The organism is Thalassospira lucentensis (genome assembly GCF_050516545.1).
GTDB classification, from domain to species: domain Bacteria; phylum Pseudomonadota; class Alphaproteobacteria; order Rhodospirillales; family Thalassospiraceae; genus Thalassospira; species Thalassospira lucentensis_C.
The window spans coordinates 3,673,594-3,691,023 of record NZ_CP191544.1; the positions used below are offsets into that span (position 1 = coordinate 3,673,594).

At 52.1% G+C, this 17,430-nt stretch carries 18 protein-coding genes; 9 read left to right on the forward strand and 9 right to left on the reverse strand.

From position 1 onward, the window contains the following. Positions 1-21 precede the first annotated feature (21 nt). The 3 genes from ACQ0MK_RS16780 to ACQ0MK_RS16790 all read right to left on the reverse strand — a co-directional run bounded on the left by ACQ0MK_RS16780 (position 22) and on the right by ACQ0MK_RS16790 (position 2,935). Positions 22-1,191 (reverse strand): pyridoxal phosphate-dependent aminotransferase, encoded by a 1,170-nt coding sequence (locus ACQ0MK_RS16780; protein WP_430473577.1) that lies wholly within the window; start codon positions 1,189-1,191, stop codon positions 22-24. After that, positions 1,188-1,886: a TetR family transcriptional regulator C-terminal domain-containing protein gene (locus ACQ0MK_RS16785; RefSeq protein ID WP_430473578.1), complete on the reverse strand. Its 699-nt coding sequence runs from the start codon at positions 1,884-1,886 to the stop codon at positions 1,188-1,190. Before ACQ0MK_RS16785 ends, ACQ0MK_RS16780 begins: the two co-directional genes overlap by 4 nt. A 92-nt stretch (positions 1,887-1,978) precedes the next feature. Then, positions 1,979-2,935, reverse strand: coding sequence for an NAD(P)-dependent oxidoreductase (locus ACQ0MK_RS16790; protein ID WP_430473579.1), 957 nt, complete (start codon positions 2,933-2,935; stop codon positions 1,979-1,981). Positions 2,936-3,107: 172 nt separating this feature from the next. Between ACQ0MK_RS16790 and ACQ0MK_RS16795 the strand changes: the two genes are divergently transcribed. The 3 genes from ACQ0MK_RS16795 to ACQ0MK_RS16805 all read left to right on the forward strand — a co-directional run bounded on the left by ACQ0MK_RS16795 (position 3,108) and on the right by ACQ0MK_RS16805 (position 5,973). Beyond that, positions 3,108-3,884 (forward strand): class II aldolase/adducin family protein, encoded by a 777-nt coding sequence (locus ACQ0MK_RS16795; RefSeq protein WP_430473580.1) that lies wholly within the window; start codon positions 3,108-3,110, stop codon positions 3,882-3,884. Between the two features lie 605 nt (positions 3,885-4,489). Further along, positions 4,490-4,708: a hypothetical protein gene (locus ACQ0MK_RS16800; RefSeq protein WP_430473581.1), complete on the forward strand. Its 219-nt coding sequence runs from the start codon at positions 4,490-4,492 to the stop codon at positions 4,706-4,708. Between the two features lie 341 nt (positions 4,709-5,049). Next, entirely contained in the window at positions 5,050-5,973 is a 924-nt protein-coding gene (locus ACQ0MK_RS16805; RefSeq protein WP_430473582.1) for a class I SAM-dependent methyltransferase, read from the forward strand. Between the two features lie 20 nt (positions 5,974-5,993). On the opposite strand, the gene ACQ0MK_RS16810 is transcribed toward ACQ0MK_RS16805, so the two are convergent. The 3 genes from ACQ0MK_RS16810 to ACQ0MK_RS16820 form a co-directional block, all read right to left on the reverse strand. Continuing rightward, positions 5,994-6,968, reverse strand: coding sequence for a methyltransferase domain-containing protein (locus ACQ0MK_RS16810; RefSeq protein WP_430473583.1), 975 nt, complete (start codon positions 6,966-6,968; stop codon positions 5,994-5,996). Between the two features lie 154 nt (positions 6,969-7,122). After that, complete coding sequence (locus tag ACQ0MK_RS16815; protein ID WP_430473584.1) at positions 7,123-7,758, reverse strand: hypothetical protein; 636 nt, start codon at positions 7,756-7,758, stop codon at positions 7,123-7,125. Next, positions 7,755-8,360 carry a hypothetical protein gene (locus tag ACQ0MK_RS16820; protein ID WP_430473585.1) on the reverse strand — a complete coding sequence of 202 codons (606 nt, stop codon included), beginning with the start codon at positions 8,358-8,360 and terminating at the stop codon, positions 7,755-7,757. The genes ACQ0MK_RS16815 and ACQ0MK_RS16820 overlap by 4 nt, the downstream gene beginning before the upstream one ends. Positions 8,361-8,889: 529 nt before the next feature. On the opposite strand from ACQ0MK_RS16820, the gene ACQ0MK_RS16825 reads away from it, so the two are divergent. From ACQ0MK_RS16825 to ACQ0MK_RS16850, 6 genes are all read left to right on the forward strand, one after another. Beyond that, a complete protein-coding gene (locus ACQ0MK_RS16825; RefSeq protein WP_430473586.1) occupies positions 8,890-9,324 on the forward strand; it encodes a YeeE/YedE family protein in 435 nt (144 codons plus the stop codon). Next, positions 9,324-9,749 (forward strand): DUF6691 family protein, encoded by a 426-nt coding sequence (locus tag ACQ0MK_RS16830; protein WP_430473587.1) that lies wholly within the window; start codon positions 9,324-9,326, stop codon positions 9,747-9,749. The genes ACQ0MK_RS16825 and ACQ0MK_RS16830 overlap by 1 nt, the downstream gene beginning before the upstream one ends. A 211-nt stretch (positions 9,750-9,960) precedes the next feature. Continuing rightward, the gene (locus ACQ0MK_RS16835) at positions 9,961-10,689 is read left to right on the forward strand and encodes a glutamine amidotransferase-related protein (RefSeq protein WP_430473588.1); all 729 of its coding nucleotides are present in this window, start codon (positions 9,961-9,963) and stop codon (positions 10,687-10,689) included. A 256-nt stretch (positions 10,690-10,945) separates the two neighbouring features. Then, the gene (locus ACQ0MK_RS16840) at positions 10,946-12,616 is read left to right on the forward strand and encodes an adenylate/guanylate cyclase domain-containing protein (protein WP_430473589.1); all 1,671 of its coding nucleotides are present in this window, start codon (positions 10,946-10,948) and stop codon (positions 12,614-12,616) included. 251 nt (positions 12,617-12,867) lie between these two features. Next, positions 12,868-13,365 (forward strand): Hsp20 family protein, encoded by a 498-nt coding sequence (locus ACQ0MK_RS16845; RefSeq protein ID WP_350042021.1) that lies wholly within the window; start codon positions 12,868-12,870, stop codon positions 13,363-13,365. Positions 13,366-13,382: 17 nt separating this feature from the next. Further along, positions 13,383-13,649: a DUF1150 family protein gene (locus tag ACQ0MK_RS16850; protein ID WP_350042022.1), complete on the forward strand. Its 267-nt coding sequence runs from the start codon at positions 13,383-13,385 to the stop codon at positions 13,647-13,649. 98 nt (positions 13,650-13,747) lie between these two features. On the opposite strand, the gene ACQ0MK_RS16855 is transcribed toward ACQ0MK_RS16850, so the two are convergent. From ACQ0MK_RS16855 to ACQ0MK_RS16865, 3 genes are all read right to left on the reverse strand, one after another. Beyond that, positions 13,748-14,500: an MBL fold metallo-hydrolase gene (locus tag ACQ0MK_RS16855; protein ID WP_430473590.1), complete on the reverse strand. Its 753-nt coding sequence runs from the start codon at positions 14,498-14,500 to the stop codon at positions 13,748-13,750. A 204-nt stretch (positions 14,501-14,704) separates the two neighbouring features. Continuing rightward, entirely contained in the window at positions 14,705-16,195 is a 1,491-nt protein-coding gene (locus ACQ0MK_RS16860; RefSeq protein WP_430473591.1) for a methyl-accepting chemotaxis protein, read from the reverse strand. A 723-nt stretch (positions 16,196-16,918) separates the two neighbouring features. Beyond that, complete coding sequence (locus ACQ0MK_RS16865; protein WP_430473592.1) at positions 16,919-17,383, reverse strand: YcgN family cysteine cluster protein; 465 nt, start codon at positions 17,381-17,383, stop codon at positions 16,919-16,921. Between the last annotated feature and the right edge of the window lie 47 nt (positions 17,384-17,430).

Genomic DNA, 17,430 nt, shown 5'->3' on the forward strand with positions numbered 1-17,430 from the left:
GATCAGAGCCCGGTTCTTTTCCTACGCCTGTGCTTCGGCGAACGCCCGAATGCGTTTTATGGCTTCGCGAAGGTCTTCGTCAGGCACGGTCAGTGCCACCCGGATCAAGTTTTTTGCATTCTCGCCAAAAGATGCGCCAGGCATGACGGCAACGTTCTGATCATCTAGCAGGCCCCATGCGAAACCTTCGCCATCAAGCCCGGTTGCACCAACATCAATCATGGCGAACATACCGCCCGAGACCTTACCGGGTTTGAGGTGTGGGCAACCGGCAAACTCGGTTTCAATCAGATCGACGCGACCTGCATAGCTTTTGCACATGCGCTTTGCGGTATCGAACGTGCCACGAAGGGCCACCTCGGTCGCATCGGCGATAAAGGGCTGATTGCCAAACAGGATGGTTTCGGAAATCGGTAAAACCTTGGTGCAAAGCTCAGCCGGGCCGACAGCCCAACCACTGCGAAAGCCGGTCGCCGCAAAGGTTTTCGAGATCGAGGACACAACAATTGTCCGGTCCCGCAATGCGTCGATTTCAAGCGGGGATGCAAACCTGCCCTCAAAGACCAGATCCTCATAAACCTCATCACACACAACCCACAGATCATGTTCGATCGCGATCTTGCCCAATTCGACCAGTGTTGCGTGATCAAGCAGCGCACCCGATGGATTGTGCGGGGTATTAAGCAAAAGCACGCGGCTGTCTTTGGTAACAGCTGCGCGCAGATCATCTGGCTGCATGATGAAGCCATGCTCAATCCCAAGCGGCACGGGTTGAAGCAGCGCGCCTGATGCGCGGATCACACCGGCATAGGTCGCGTAATATGGATCCCCGACCAGAACACCTTCGCCGGCATCCACCAATGCAGTGATCACAGTATAAAGGGCAGTTTGGGTCCCCGGAAAACACAGCACATTTTCCGGCGTGATGTCCGGCCAGACAGGTTTGTATTTATCAACAAGTGCGTTAAGCAGCCCGACTTCACCCCGGCCATTGGAATAATGGGTGCGGCCGCGCCGCATTGAGGCTTCGCATGCATCAATCAAAGCCGGATCAACCGAAATATCGGGCTCCCCAATGGTAAGCTCAATGATCTGGGCGCCATTGGCACCGCGATCGCGCGCCGCATTGTGAACGGCCCATTTCGCCCCACCCAGTTCGGCGAGACGATCGGTTATCTTGGCATATCTCATGAGGCTTTACTTTGTTGTTGCGCGGAATGTTGCGAAGCTTGGGACTGAGAAGGTTCTTGGGCATTAGCAAGCACGCCGACCGGAAGGCCCAGTAAACGCTCCCCCGATTCAATGATCAGATCGGGAAGAATATCCTGCCGATAAAGCCCGGAATTAAGCGCCCCTTCCATCCACAAACCATCAATCAATCCATTGAGCGCAATCGCATGACGCTTACAGATCGCGACACTGCTGGGCTGCTGATGGTTGATCAGGACCGGCTCGATCAAGGCTTCAATCAGATTAAGGAACTCGCGATACCCGTCGCGATGGATTTCGGCAAAATAGCTGTCCTGACGAATACGCCCGACAAATGTCGCCCACAGCGAAATCTTTTCTTCGGACATGTTCGGGGCGGTCATGTTCGCACGCAGGAAATGGGCGAGCTGCGTTTCCGGGGCGCCTGCCGTGCGGTTTGCGCTTTCGCTCGCCTGTGCAGTCAGTTGCCCGACAAGATAGGCATAAGCATTTCGGATCATGTCGTCCTTATTGCCAAAATAATGGCGCACCAAGCCCACGGTCACCCCGGCTTCTTCGGTAATCCGGCGTACCGTCGCACCATCCAGCCCGTGGCGGGCAACACATGACAGTGTCGCCTCCATCAAACTGCGGCGGCGATCATCAAGTGAAAGGCGCTGAAACGTTTTTCTGCTCATCATCGGTTCCCGAATGGCATGTCGGTATTCGACTGATCTATGTATTGTTATACAATTGATTAATTTTAAATCATAATCAAGACCGGGCGGGATTAATAACCCTGTGCCACATTGACCGACAGGCTAAGCGGAGCGCCCGAAAGTAATTCCCGAGCCGACTGCAAGACTTGCGCGGCTACAATATGGGGCATGGTGTCACTGGCGATATGCGGGGTGATGCGCAAACGGTCATCACGCCAAAACGCATGATCAACCGGAAGCGGTTCTTGGCGAAACACATCCAACGTCGCACCGGCAAGCTGACCACTTTCAAGAGCCGCGATAAGATCATCCTCAACAAGATGTTCACCGCGCCCGATCTGGACAAGCCAGGCCCCCGGTGCCAGCCGATTAAACAGATCCGCATTCAGGACGTTTTCGGTATGGGCAGTCAGTGGCAAGGTGTTGATCACGACATTTGCCTCGGCAACCGCACCGGTAACCGAACTATCCCCGGTGAAATAAGTCACCCCGTCAATCGGATCGTGCGGCGAACGGCGACAGGCAACAAAGACCGAGAACCCCACCGCAGCAAGAGCGCGCACAATGGCCGCCCCCATAGACCCATTGCCCAGAACCGTAACGTTCAGGTCACTTGGTGCGCCTATCGGCAAAGGCGCCCAAGTTGCCGCCAACTGGTTGCGCTGCATTTGGGTAAATTCACGTTCGAAATGAACCACTTCATGGACTGCATAGCCCGCCATCAAGTCGGCCTGTTTGGGATCGCGTACCCGGCAAATCGCAACATTGTCGTTAAGCCCTGCATGATTGAGCAACGCATCAACCCCCGCCCCGACCGACATCGCCATTTCCAGATTAGGATAGGGGACAAAGGCATCCGGCCCCGGCAACCAGCAAGCGGCAAACCGAATTTCTTCGGGATGTGTCACCTCATCAGGATTAAGCAGGCAAACATCGGGCGCATCGACCCCGAAATCGAGGGCGTAATAACTCTTAAGGTCCATCGTTTCGCTTAGAAGAACGCCGTAAATCCGCGCTGCGGTCGCCATCAATCACCCCCGAAAATAAGCCCAGTGCAGGAACAAGCATGCTTTTTTGTCTATTCTTTCATCGGTCATTGTGGCCGATCACAACAAGAAAGTTTGCGCTTACCTGTGAAGGTCAGTTAAACAATTGTATATCAAAGAGTAAAGCCGTTTGATTAGATCAGGTGAGGACGAGATGAATATTGCCAACCCCAAAAATGCCGGAACGCCCACCACCATGAGCGCAGCTGAAAAGCAGGTCCGCATTGAACTTGCCGCCTGTTATCGGCTGGCTGCGCATTACAAAATGACCGACACCATCTATACTCACATTTCCGCCCGCGTGCCCGATGAGCCGGGGCATTTCCTGATCAATCCATACGGCTTTATGTGGGAAGAAATCACCGCATCATCGCTTGTTAAAATCGATGTCGTTGGCAACAAAGTCGGGGACAGCCCGCACCGGGTGAACCCGGCGGGCTTTACGATTCATAGCGCGGTTCATATGGGCCGCCACAGTGCCGCATGGGTGATGCATACACATACACGATCCGGATTCGCCGTGTCCTGCCTTGAAGAAGGATTGATGCCGCTGAACCAGATCGCGCTGCAATATTACGGGCAGATCGGATATCACGATTATGAAGGCATCGCGCTTGATCTTGAAGAACGTGCCCGGATTGTTGACGCCCTTGGCGAGAATGTTGCCCTGATCCTTCGCAACCATGGGCTTTTGACGGTTGGCGAAAGTGCCGGACAGATGTTTTCGAACATGTTTTACCTTAACCGGGCCTGCGAAATTCAGGAATCGACGCTGGCGATGGGCCGCCCGCTTCGGCAAATCGATGATGCGGTCATTAAACGGGTGTCCGAACAATTCAGCCAGATGGCCTATGACGATGGCGACCTTGTTCTTGAATGGGATGCACAGATGCGTCTTGCTGAACGTCTCGACCCGGGTTTTCGTGATTAGACCTTTGCGTTAGGCCGATTTTTATTCCACCAAATGAGACCGGGTTGCTTTGGCGCATTGCAACATGGCACAGCCCTTATTTTGTGCGGCGCAGAGCATGAACTGACGCCGCGCCATGAATGGTTAAATTTTAATCTGATTTTTATTGTGCGTAATTTGTAATCAAATATCGCCTTGACACCCACCCGGTGCCTCCATACGATTGGACGTAACAAAGGTCAGGCCGAAGACATTTTCGGCATGTTTTGGTCCCGGTTTGGCAGCATTCACAAAACGCTTTTTCAGACCTACTGCATTGAAATTAAATGTCTTGTAGTGGATGCGCAACAGACATAATGCGGGATGAATTTAAAGACCAGAACGGGTTGGTTGGTAAAATCAGCCCTTATGACCTCCGGCAGTCACAATCGTCTCTGACAGGTTCCCTGTCACACCCTAAGCGTGTGTTTAAGGTGATTTCGATAAGCCGGTTTTGCGCATTGATCGAACGTGTTCCTTCAAATGCCCTGTTTCGGGCTTGGAACACGTATTGCACCGACAATCTATCACCGTCGCCCCACGACGGTTTGCCGACGTTCCTACTCGCCAGACAAGGAGAACATGGCATGCAAGTATCAGACACAATCGATTGTAACGGCCTGTCGCCAGCCCCGACCGTTCTGCGGATCATGCAGGCACTTGTGGGACGTACAGACACCGACTTGCCGCTGAATGTTCTGGTTGGGGCAGAATGCAATTGCAAACATCTTGCCGTTTCATTGGGCGAGCTCGCCGATGACGTCCATCTGGCAAGTGACGTTCGTCAGTTTGCGACGATCAATTAACAGGCATCGTTTAACGCGCACCCGCCCGATTCAGACGCCGTCATAGCGTCACGTCAGTCCAACGGGTGGCATGGTGGCAGTACTTGCAAAATAACGCCCTCACGCATCGGCGCGGGGGTTTCGACCGTTACCCGTCGATCCACCCCGTTCGCCGCAAGGATTTAAGACGCATACCGGCGTAAGTAGGTTCACGAAGGCTGCCCACACGGCCACGCTGGTATCATCACACCGGTTCAACGGGGTCGCGCCCTTGGCGATGACGTTGCGCTTTCTACCCGGTGTCACGAGACGGCCCGGTGACTGCTGAGTGACAGGTCGATGCGCCAAGAACAGGAAGCATTATGTTTGAAGACCCCGCCAACGATGCCTTGGAAACCCCCAACAAATACGCCACATCTCCCGAAAGGCCAGATTTCGCATTTGACCCGAACGACCCATGGACCCAAACCTTTCAGGCGGGACTACAGCGGGCCGATCTAAAGGGCAAAACCATTTATGAGGTCGGGGTTGGCACGGGCATCAACCTTGCGTTTATCTTGCGGACCTGTGGCGCGGCGCGTGCCTATGGCAGCGATCTTGATCCGCGCCTTGTCGTTCTGGCAGAGCGCAATCTGCGCAGCCTTTCGCCGCAACATGCCGAACTCTTCCACCCCGTTCATGGCTGTGTCAGCCTTGTCGATACTGACGAAGCACGCAGCAAAGTTGCCACAGCCGATGTGGTGATTGCCTGTATCCCGCAAGTTGGCGAGCCAAATGACGCGCGGCTTACCGCCTTTCGCGAAGCACAATCGGTCGTGCTTGCCGACGGCGCAGACGCGCAAGCCGAAGACCATATCGCGCATTACTATCCCTGGACGCTTTTTGACGACTATCCCTATAACGCTGTCGGGTTGGGATTAAATGAGGCACTTATGCGCCGCGTTCGGGAATACGCACCCAAGGCAGATCTTGTGATGAATTTCGGGTGTCGCATCGGCACAGACATCATTTTTGAATGTTTTGAGGCCAATGGCTATCGCCCGGAAAAGCTCGCATCGAAAATCGTGCTCCAGCATGCCGGGACCGATATTTCGTTCTTCGTCACCCTTGAAAAGGCGCTCAGCAGCACGAACCTTGAAAAGCAACTTGTCTGCAAATTCTATGCGGACCCGGACGGCAAAAAACAACTATCCTCGACCGATGCGCAAGCCTTGATCGATATGGATCCGGAAGTTGCCCTGTATCATGAAGTGGCCGTCATTCGCGGAACACCGATCAAGATTTAACTCGTCGGCGCACGCCCCGCTTAGTGAACGGATTGCTTGGCCAGAAGATCGGATTCAAGCAGTTTTGCGACGTCGCCCGTCAGAACACCCAGCCCGTCGGTTGCTTTAACCACCATGATACGTCCTTCGACCGGGTTTCCCTTTTCCTGACGCAGGGTGCCATAGGCATCGGACAGGACGGTAAAGCCGCATTCACGTAACCATTCATTTATGGCCTGTTCGTGATGGCGGAAACGTTGGCCGGGGCCAAGGTCATAAGGGAACACACCGCCGTGTTCCAAACTAAAGACCATCAAGCCGCCGGGCTTCATGCGGGCCTGTGCAGCACGCAATGCCGGGGCCAGATCGCCGAGATAGTTTAAAACGTCAGCAGCAACAACCAGGCTGTACTGCGTACCAAGATCATCCGGCATGTCGGTAATGTCGCCCGCGACCAAGGTGCGATAAATCCCCTTGGCCCGTGCGCGGTTGATCATGCGCGGGGACAGATCGATGCCATCAATGGCGGCAAAATTTCCACCGAACACTTCACCGACAAGCCCGGTGCCACAGCCCAGATCAAGGACTTCAACCGGTTCAGCCATCGCGTTCAAATAGGTCCGCACGGATTCTAACAGCAATTCCGGGCCGCGATAGGCCAGACGGTCGCGCAGGCTGATTTCAAAGCGCGGGGCATAATCGTCAAACAAGGCACGGACATAATCGGGCGGCAAGCGATCGCGCATGGCGGCCGCCCCCAAAAGGGTCAGGCGGACTTCGCCCCCCATACGATCAAGCGGATCGAGAATCAGATATTGGCGAAAGGCTTCAATCGCGTTTTCGGTTTCGTTTGCCCGTTCATAGATGTCGCCAAGCGTGAAATGGGCTTCGTCCCAATCCGGGTCGGCAGCGATGGCCGCACGCGCAACATCGGCAGCAGCGACATAATCGGCCTGCGACACGAGGGCCAATGCAACATCAAGTCGCCGACTTGCCGACAGGCGGTCTTTACTCATCTATGTTTTGAAATCCGAAAAGGGTTTTGGTGAAAACACCAGAACCACAGCCAAAGACAGTGCTATATCTACTGGTTTTCGGCGTTTGGCAAGATAGATAAAATCACGTTATTTCAAGCAGTTGCTGTTAAGCTGCTGGTTTATAGAACGAAAACTATATCTGCTGATCAAGGGATCGACGTACCCACGGGATAAAACCGCGTAAAAACCGCGTTGTCGCTGGCATGAAATAGGCGCCGTGATGATACATCGGATCAAGCGATGTCACGACCAGCCGCCCCTTATAGTTCCGGGTGTCTTCATACAGTACAGACCGTCCGTCACGATAATCAATCAGCGACCGTGCGCCTTTGGGCACATCAAACAGACCATGCAAATGCCAGCTGACATCATCCTTACCGAGATCGGCAAACAGATCATGGTCAGGTGCGGCAATCTCCAACCCCAAGTCAGCACCGGGTTCCAGCCACCACCAGAAATTGGTTTCAACCGGTTCAAGCGAAATACCGGGTAGCCAGTGTTCCTGTCCGGTATCGCCCATGGCCACCACCAAACCACCGCGGTTGAGAAACGCCAGAATGCGTTCAGCATGGGGAATGATGACTTCGGGCGGGGTCCGGCACGGAATGATCAGCCCCGCAGCCCCCACCAGATCATCGTCGAAAAAGTCACGGATATAGATCAGATCATCAATATGTCGGGCAATTTCCGGGTCATCAAAGGTCGCCTTGTGATAGCCCGTTCCGCCATCAAGGGCGATCAGTTTGGGCCGCTTTTTTGCCATCGTCATACCCGTTCTTCCTGCAGCGCCATCACGTGGCTGGTAAGCCATTTGGCAAAGTTCGGTGCCAACTGATCGGCTGCGGTTCCAACACCAGATTGCGCAAATGTCAGGAAATCATTGCCCGCATGGCTTATGATAATCCCGCCATCCGGGCGGTTCCATATCCAGTCAACCGGGGCATTTTCCGGGTCAGTATCCAGCCCATTGAGCAACAACGCATCTTTGGGTGCCGGGTTATGCCCACGCCCCCAAAAACCAGCCACACCTTTGCGGAAAGTCAGATCCTGACCGGTAATGCCGTCAAAAAGCGGATGACCCGCCAGCCGGGTTACCGTCAATCCAGCCAGATTACGCTTTGGCCGCGGGGTGAACTCGCCGACACCGTCAATCACCCGATAAGCCATCGGGCCGCTCCACAAAACAATGCCGCCCTGATCAAGATAACGGGCAATTGCATCTTTTTGCGACAGTAAGAATCGCAGGTCGGTATGGATTGAAACCGCCAATGCCGCAAAGCGTGACAAATCCTGATCGGGCAAATCGTACTGATCGACCCGCTCAAACACCACCGGTGCAAACTGCGCCCGATCAGTAAGTGACGGTGCCATTTTATCAGGCCCTATGCAGGCAACGTAAATGTCTTGATCTGCGCTCACACTAGATGTCCCGGTTGTCATATCGACATTTCTCAAACGGATGGTTTAGGAAAATACTGACACAATGCCCCACCGCCAACACATGCTGCGCCGGGCAATTTTTTGCCAGATAATCTTCATTGTTCAATCCCCCCTAAACACCACGTTCGATTAGGCCAGATTGAGGTAGCACCGGCAAAAGTTATATGCAAATTGTTTTGCGAATTATTCGCATAATTGATCTGTGTATCAAGGTTTTGGTGGCTATGTGCCCCTATCCTAATGCGAGAATTAGGATAATGAGATGCCAGAGACCGCAATAGAGTCATACTGAACCACGCAGCATGCCAATCCCTCGTCAGTTTACCTCGACGTCCCCAGTCCAATTTCTTACAATTCCTCGCGTTCAGATGGACAAATCCACCAATGATCCGCGATTTCTATTGATTATATTGATAAGTGCGAATATTTTAATATTAATTCCCATATCACGGAAAGTCAGATGGAAAACTTTACCCCCTTTTCCGCCTTGCTGGGCGGTGGCCTTATTGGTTTGGCTTCGGGACTTTATCTTTTGCTAAATGGGCGCATTGCCGGAATCAGCGGCATTGTCGGCGGGCTTCTATCGCCAAGCAAAGGTGGCTCCGCCCCGCTTGAGCGTGCAGCCTTTATTGCCGGATTGGTCCTTGGCCCGCTTGTCCTGATGATGGGTACGTCACTTGAGGCCCAAAGCATCGTGACAAGCCCGGTGGCGGTTATCATTGCGGGCGGGCTTCTTGTCGGGTTTGGCACGACAGTTGGCAGTGGCTGCACCAGTGGCCACGGCATTTGCGGGTTGTCGCGCTTTTCGCTGCGATCGTTGGTCGCGACGCTGAGCTTCATGATGGCCGGTTTCCTGACCGTTCTTGTCACCCGTCATTTGATCGGAGTAGCATGATGCGTATTCTTGTCTCTTTGATCTGCGGCACGCTGTTTGGCGCAGGGCTTTACATTTCGGGCATGATCAATCCGCAAAAGGTGCTTGGTTTTCTTGATATCTGGGCGATTGCTGATGGCGGGTGGGACCCAAGCCTTGCCTTTGTCATGGGGGGTGGCCTGATTGTCGCCATGCCGATTTTCTGGTTTGCAAAATCCCGGAGCGAGGCGATATGTGGCGGTGAGATGAATCTTCCGACCAACCGCGCAATCAGTAAAAAACTTATGATCGGTGGCGTGTTGTTTGGCACGGGCTGGGGTTTGGTTGGCTATTGCCCCGGACCAGCCATAAGTGCGCTGGCCTTTGGGCAGTTTGATACGATAATTTTCGTCATTGCCATGCTTGCCGGGATGGCCGCGGCAAAGATGATGCGCCTGAACGCTTAAGCCAGACCAAGCCGTTATAGTAAGGGTGTCATTACACACCGCTTTGTGACGGCTTTTGACGCAGACCACGCAACCGCCCGTGCTAAAAAGCCGGGCGGTTTCGCATTTCCGGTTAAAAATTACGGCAATTCTCGCAGCACCGGGCTTGTTTTTAGCGCTAAAATCCCATACCTGAGCAACAGCGCCATTTGAAGTCTTAGAAGGTTTCTCCATGAAGATCGGCATCCTTGAAACCGGGCTTGCCCCGGAAGAACTCCGCGATGAATTCCAAAGCTATCCGGGCATGTTTGAAACGCTGCTTGGCACTGTTGATCCAAGTCTGGAATTTGAAACCTGGACGGTTCTTGACGAAGCGGCGTTCCCTGAATCCATTCGCGATGCAGATGGCTGGGTTATTACCGGTTCCAAACATGGCGTTTATGAAAACGCCCCGTGGATGATCCGACTGCAGCAGTTCCTGCGCGACGCCGTATCGGCGGAATTGCCGGTTTTCGGGGTGTGCTTTGGCCACCAGATCCTTGCCACCGCCCTTGGCGGCAAAGTCGTTAAATCCGACAAGGGATGGGGTGTTGGCGTTCATCAATATGATGTCAATGCAAGCAACAGTGACTGGCTGGCCAACAGTGCGCCAACCATTCGCATCAATGCATTCCATCAAGATCAGGTTGTAGAGCTTCCGGAAGGCGCGACGGTCTGGGCAAGTTCGGATTTCTGCCCCTATGCCGGTTTGCAATATGGTGCAAATGCCGCATCCATTCAGCCGCACCCGGAATTCATGCGCCCTTATGAACAGGCATTGTTGGAAGCCCGCAATGACCTGATCCCGGAAGATATCCACAAGGCGGCAATGGACTCGCTGGAAAATCCGATCTCCAGCACGGATTTTGCGACATCGATTGTCAAGTTCCTGACCCAAAAGCGAGTTAAAAACGCCGCCTGATTTTTTCCAAATCATCACCAGACCAAATCAAAGCCATCAGCAAAACCTGATGGCTTTTTTCGTGCCCGAAACATTAAGCGTCAGGGTCCAGTCGAAACAAACTAATGGGCCCTGACCCTAAAACCCTTTATCAATTAAGGGTATTGTATAATCCTGCTCAAACAGGACCAAGTTCAGCCCATGAAATCATGATCGACGCAAATGTCGGTTTTGCCATGGATACGACCAGCGACAACAGCGACGAGCACCCTGCAAGATGATCCAGAATTTACGTCTGTATTCAGGACTAACCATGTTTGCCTATGTCCTGACCCATCTGCTTAATCATGCAGCCGGGATCGTGTCGCCGGAATTCATGGAAACGATTGACGCGTTTTCTACCGAGATTTGGCAGTTTCCCCCGCTTGAAATCCTTTTGCTTTTGTCACTTGTTGTCCATTTCATTTTGGCAACCGGACGTCTGACAACCCGTCGATCCTTACGCCTTCGTAAATCCGAATGGGTGCAAATGATTTTGGGCCTTTGCATTCCGTTCCTGTTGTTTCGTCATATCATTGCAACCCGCATCATTGATATCGGATTTGACGTCGGCGCCCCCTATGAACGGGTCTTGCTTGACCTTGCCATTTTCGTCCCGTTTCAGGGCATCATGCAGGCCGTCACCGTCATCGTTGTCTGGACACATGGTTGTATCGGTATTCATTTCTGGTTGCGGGTCAAACCGTTCTATCCCAAATGGCGTGGCACCCTTGGTACATTTGCCATCCTGATCCCGACCATGTCATTGGCGGGATATGGTGCTGCCGCCGCAGAAATCATCCGCCGTGCTGAAGAAGGCGGACAAAAATACATATTTGGTGTTCTTGAAGCCGCCGATGTTAATCAGGCGGCAATCGATTTTTATGAAAATGCCTTAATCCCCTGCACGATCTTTACGATCGCACTAGCATTGGCCCCATTTGGCGTTCGGCAAATTCGCCAGACCATTGATCGCGCCAAACGTGGCCCGATGTTGAGCCTGCCCAATGGGCGGTTTGTGCGTGTGCCACCTGGGGCCACCGCCCTTGAGGCCCTTCGTGATGCGGGCATTCCCATGGCATCGGTCTGTGGTGGGCATGGTCGTTGCACGACCTGCCGTTTGCATTGCGGATCGGGCACCGATCAACTTGCAGCACCGGGCGAGATCGAAGCCGCGGCGCTTAAAAGCATTCAGGCCCCGCGTGGCATGCGTCTTGCCTGTCAGATCAGGCCGCAAAATGATCTTGCGATTGCGCCATTGATGCCGCCAAATGCAACGGCGCGGGATGGCAGGCGCCCCGGCGGCCTATCGGGGAGCGAGAGACAAGTCGTATCGATCTTTATTGATCTGCGCGATTCGACCCGGCTTGGCGAACTTAAGATGCCCTATGACGTCTTGTTCATCCTTAATCAGTTTTTCGCCGAGATGACCGAAGCCCTGCGTGCGACCGGGGGCTATTACGCGCAATTTACCGGCGATGGCCTGATGGCACTTTACGGGCATGACAGCGAAGATACCGAAAACACCATCTTGCAGGCCTTCGAAGGGGCCGCCGAGATGCTCCGCCGGATCGAAGGATTAAACGAACATCTGAAATCCGAACTGCCCCATAAGCTGCGGATTGGCATCGGTATGCATATGGGCAAGGCCATTGTCGGAGAAATGGGCCCCCCCGGCCGCGAAAACATCAGTGCGATTGGCGATACAATCAACACAGCAGCCCGACTTGAAGCCCAGACCAAGGGGCATGGGGTGCCCTTGGTGATTTCAAAAACACTGTTTGATCATGGGCCGATTCCCTTACCGGAAAATGCGGTTCTTCATGAAGTTGCCCTGCGTGGTAAGGATCAGTCGGTTGCATATTATGCATTGGATGCCATGCCCGATCTTACACAGACCAAGCGGTGACTCGTTTCAATCGCGCCAAACGACCTTGTTGGCTGCCTGTGAATACGTTTTTCACAGCAGCATCAAAGCAACATCACAGGCGCAAACACGCAGGGAACTCTTGACTATCGCGGTAAAAAACACATTTATTCCATTATATGTGACTGTTCGGTGCCAGATTTTGCGGGCCGGACAAAATGGATGCCCAAATGCGCATTCTGCGCGGGGTCTGAATAGTTATCACACTCGCTCTGACGGAGGAGGTGCTGCAAATGTCTAGGATTTCTATGTTTAACAGCCCGTTGCTTTTGGGTTTTGATCAGATCGAACGTGTTCTTGATCAAGTGTCAAAGACCAAAGCCGAAGGGTATCCGCCCTATAACATCGAGCAAATCAGCGAAAACAAATTGCGCATTACGGTCGCAGTCGCAGGATTTGCTGAAGAAGATTTGTCTGTAACCACAGAAGACAACCAGCTGATCATTCGTGGTAAGCATACCGATGACGACAGCGAGCGTGTCTATATCCACCGGGGCATTGCGTCCCGGCAGTTCCAGCGTTCTTTCGTCCTTGCCGAGGGCATCGAAGTTGTTGGCGCGCATCTGGATAACGGCCTGCTGCACGTTGATTTGAACAGACCTTTGCCAGAACCGGTTGTGCGTGAAATCGCAATTGGCTCTAATAAACAGAAAGCTGTTTCATCACGTACCATCGATATGAAGGTTGAAGATGAAGACAGCAATGCCGATGACAAAAACGGCAAGGCCTAACCTAAGGAGTGGTTCAAATGACAGACCGCACAGCCAACTACGAAACAAAAGTCACCCAGCGTGACGCAAAGGATACCGGCCTGTTGTCGAATGTTGATTTCGCCATGTTGGGCATTCATGACTTTGCCTATATCCGGCAGGTTCCCAACACCGACGAAGACAAAGACGAACTGGTCTTTGGCGTCTTTACCGCGGATGGCACCCATATCGCGTCGTTTGAAAGTCATGCTGTTGCCAATGCGGCAATTCGTCAGCACGACATGGAACCCCGCGCCGTCCATTAAGGCGACTACAACCGATCATGATCGTGTGCCCGGTCATCCGGGCACCGAAAACCATCCTTATCGTGATTTCCCAACTGCCGCAATGTCATGCGCAAGACCTAGCGAATTTCGATCACTTCGCCCGGTACAGCCATGCGCACTTGTTCATTCGCCTGAATGATCTTGGCCATTTCTGCCCGGGCATCGCGTTTAATGTGATACAGCCAAAAACGCGCACCGGGCATATCGGATGCCAATTGCATCACGGTTTCCAGATCACAATGGGCTGCATGTTGCGGATCATGTTTGGGAAGATAGGTTTCCTGAAATACAAGATCCGCACCGGTAAACAGGGCCGCGGTATCAGCCGTGACATTGCCATCACCGGAATAGGCAAATCCCTTGTTGGCAAATCGCAGCAAGATCGCATGGTTCTGAACACTGTGGTCAGAACGTGCGAATTTGCACTCGAACGGACCAATCGTTTCGGTCTCGGCAATTGAATGCCAGGAAATCTCGAACGGCCATGCCGATCCCAAACCGGTAAAGCCAAGCTCCATCAGTTTTTCAAGATGGGTCCGCAACTGCGGGCTGCACAGGATTTGCAAGGGTTTTGAGCGACCATCATCGCGCCAGTTCAACATCACCGGCACAAGGCCAAATATATGGTCGGGATGCATATGGGTGAAATAGATCGCGTCAATCGCATCCGGGTCGGGAAATTTTCCCATCAACTGACCGGCAACCGTCGCCCCACAATCGATCAGCAAACGATAACCATCTGCTGTCACCACAACGGATGAGTTTTCAAGGTTTGGGTCAAATGCTTCGCCCACCCCTAAAACATCAATGCGCATGTAATCGCTTGTCATGACCCCACCCCGTTTACCGCTTTGATCGCCAAATGCATCAAATGAGGCGGGTATTTTTGCGGATTCGGTTCACATAACGCAAGTGGTTCTGAATTAACCAATGGCAACATCTTCAAACTGTCATGTAAGTAAAAAGGGTGGAACCCATTGGTTCCACCCTTTTTACAATGTTTGCAGAGTATTGTTTTTAAATCTGTTTTGCGATCAGCGTGCGAGAACTTCGGCGGCTTTGCGGGTTTTGTGAACCGATGCCGCAACCACATCACTGGTTGCGCGAATTGCTTCTAGATCATGGGACAAATCTTCGACGGTTTGGGCCATATTGCGCATATTCGCACTGACATCGTCGGTAACAGTATTCTGCTCTGCGACAGCTGACGAGATATTGGTGACATCATTGCGAACAGTTTCGACTGATCCGCGAATAAGCTGCAGAGCGCCTGCAACTTCTGCAGAAATCGACTGAATACCTGTAATTTCTTGCGAAATATCCTCGGTCGCGCGGGCCGCCTGATTGGCAAGATTTTTGACTTCGTTCGCGACAACGGCAAAGCCTTTGCCCGCCTCACCCGCGCGCGCACTTTCGATCGTGGCATTCAGGGCCAGTAGATTAATCTGCCCGGCAATATTGCGGATGACTTCGACGATATTGCCCATCTCATCAACCACACCGGTCATGCGCTGGGTCATTTCGTTGGCTGTTTCGGTCTGATCAAAAGCACGTTCGGTTTCAGATTGCGACTGGGTCATGCTGCGCGAAATTTCTGAGATCGATGCTGCTATTTGTTCAGCACTGGCAGCAACTGACCGGGTCAATTCCATGGTCCCGGCCGATACGTCAACACTGTGGATTGTGCGTTCGTTCAGCTCGGCGATGTTGCCTTCGATTTCGGCAAAATTACCGTCGATCATTTGTTTCAGGTTCAAAAGAAGCTTGGTCTGTTCGGTAATATCCGTGGCAAATTTGATCACCTTGATCGGATTACCAACACCATCGAGAACCGGGTTATAGGATGCCTCGATCCAGATTTCCTTACCACCCTTGCCAACCCGTTTGAACTGACCGGCCTGGAATTTCCCCTGATTAAGATTCTGCCAGAACGTGCGATATTCGACCGACTTGCTATAATCGCCTGCGACAAACATTGAATGGTGCTTGCCTCTTATCTCGTCCAGTCCATAGCCCATAACTGACAGAAAGTTTTCGTTGGCATTCAAAATATGTCCATCAAGGTCAAATTCGATCACGGCCTGCGAGACACTGATTGCTTCAAACACACTTTGCAGCAGTGCGCGTTCATTGCGACGCTCGGTAATGTCACTGGCAAATTTGACGACCTTGATCAGTTTCCCTTTGCCATCAAAGACCGGGTTATAGGTCGATTCAAGCCACAAAAGCCGACCATCTTTGCGTTTGCGGGGAAAGGCACCGCTCACGAACTCGCCTGTGCCCAATTTCTTCCAGAATGCCTGATAGTCAGCTGTATTGACGATTTCTTGTGGGACGAACATCGCGTGATGTTTGCCAACAATTTCAGACAATTCGTATCCCATAACCTTCTGAAAGTTTTCGTTCGCCCACAGAATATTGCCCTGCGCATCAAACTCAATGCGTGCCATCGACCGGCTTAACGCAGCTGCAACCTGTTCTTCGGCCTGCGCGCGTTTACCATTCTCAAAAAAACCAAAACCCACTTCTAACATCCTTCCGATCCGCTCAATCCCGAGCCCTTGTCGCCCTACTTCCCAGAAGAGCGGATTACAAAATTTACCACCTTTGTATAGGAAGTAAAATTCTCAAAACCTGCGCACTGACCAGACGCAAAGTTGAATTTCTATCGTGCGAAAATCGCTACTTTTGAGGAGTGCCTCGTTAACCGACACGCAAATTTATCAACCCAAAACACTTAACTAGCAGATGCCAATACAGGTGAAAAACACAGTAATATTATGTTTTTATTGCATTAAATTAGAGATTTATAAAATAAATATCGCTGAAAGCAAGCTTCTCTCACGACTGTTTTGGTTACACCAATCTGATAGGTAAGAACTCTGCAACTTGATTACAAACGATCAATCGTCCGATCCAAGAACAGTTGATCGCCGGATATATACATATACATTATGGTAGTTCAATAGCTTCTTTGTGTATGTTGATATGCTGACCATCCGCAACCGTAAGTACAATTCTTACTTCCATACGGTCTTTTCAAAACGCCGACAGGCCATTAATCTGATTATTTTGATATACTCGTCTTGCGTGAAAATTTATCGCCCAAAACCTGCGCAAATCCGAATCATGGCTTAAAAATTTTCGGATCCGATGCAACCTTCATGGTTTCGGTGCAACAAGCATCCCGAGTCCCGGCGACGTTTTTTTGGTTATCTTACAGACTACGGTTCATTTAAACCGCGAGGTCAGGCAGGCCATTTAACGATATAGCGGCTGAGATCAGGATGGGCTTCTTCTTCGGGAATTGCCTTGCCACGCACAGACTGACCGGCGGCAAAAACGGATTCCTGATCACCGGTCACAAGCGGATGCCAATCAAAAAGACCTTTTCCTTCTGATATCAATCGATACGCACAGGTCGAGGGCATCCATGACAGGGCGTCAACATTGTCCATGGAAAGCTGAACACAGTCGGGAACGTGTTTGGTGCGGTTGTGATAGTCCTTGCACCGGCATGTTTCGCAATCAAGCAACAGGCACGCAACCGAGGTGAAATAGACATAGTCATCATATTCGTCCTGCAGCTTGTGCAAACAGCATTTGCCACAGCCATCACACAGGGATTCCCATTCATCTCGCGACATTTCGGCAAGCTTCTTGGTTTCCCAAAATCGTTCCGACGAACGTGCGACGGTATCGTTCTTTGTCATTCTCTCTCTCATGCGGGCGGTCAATCTTGATGGGTATAGTGTAATCG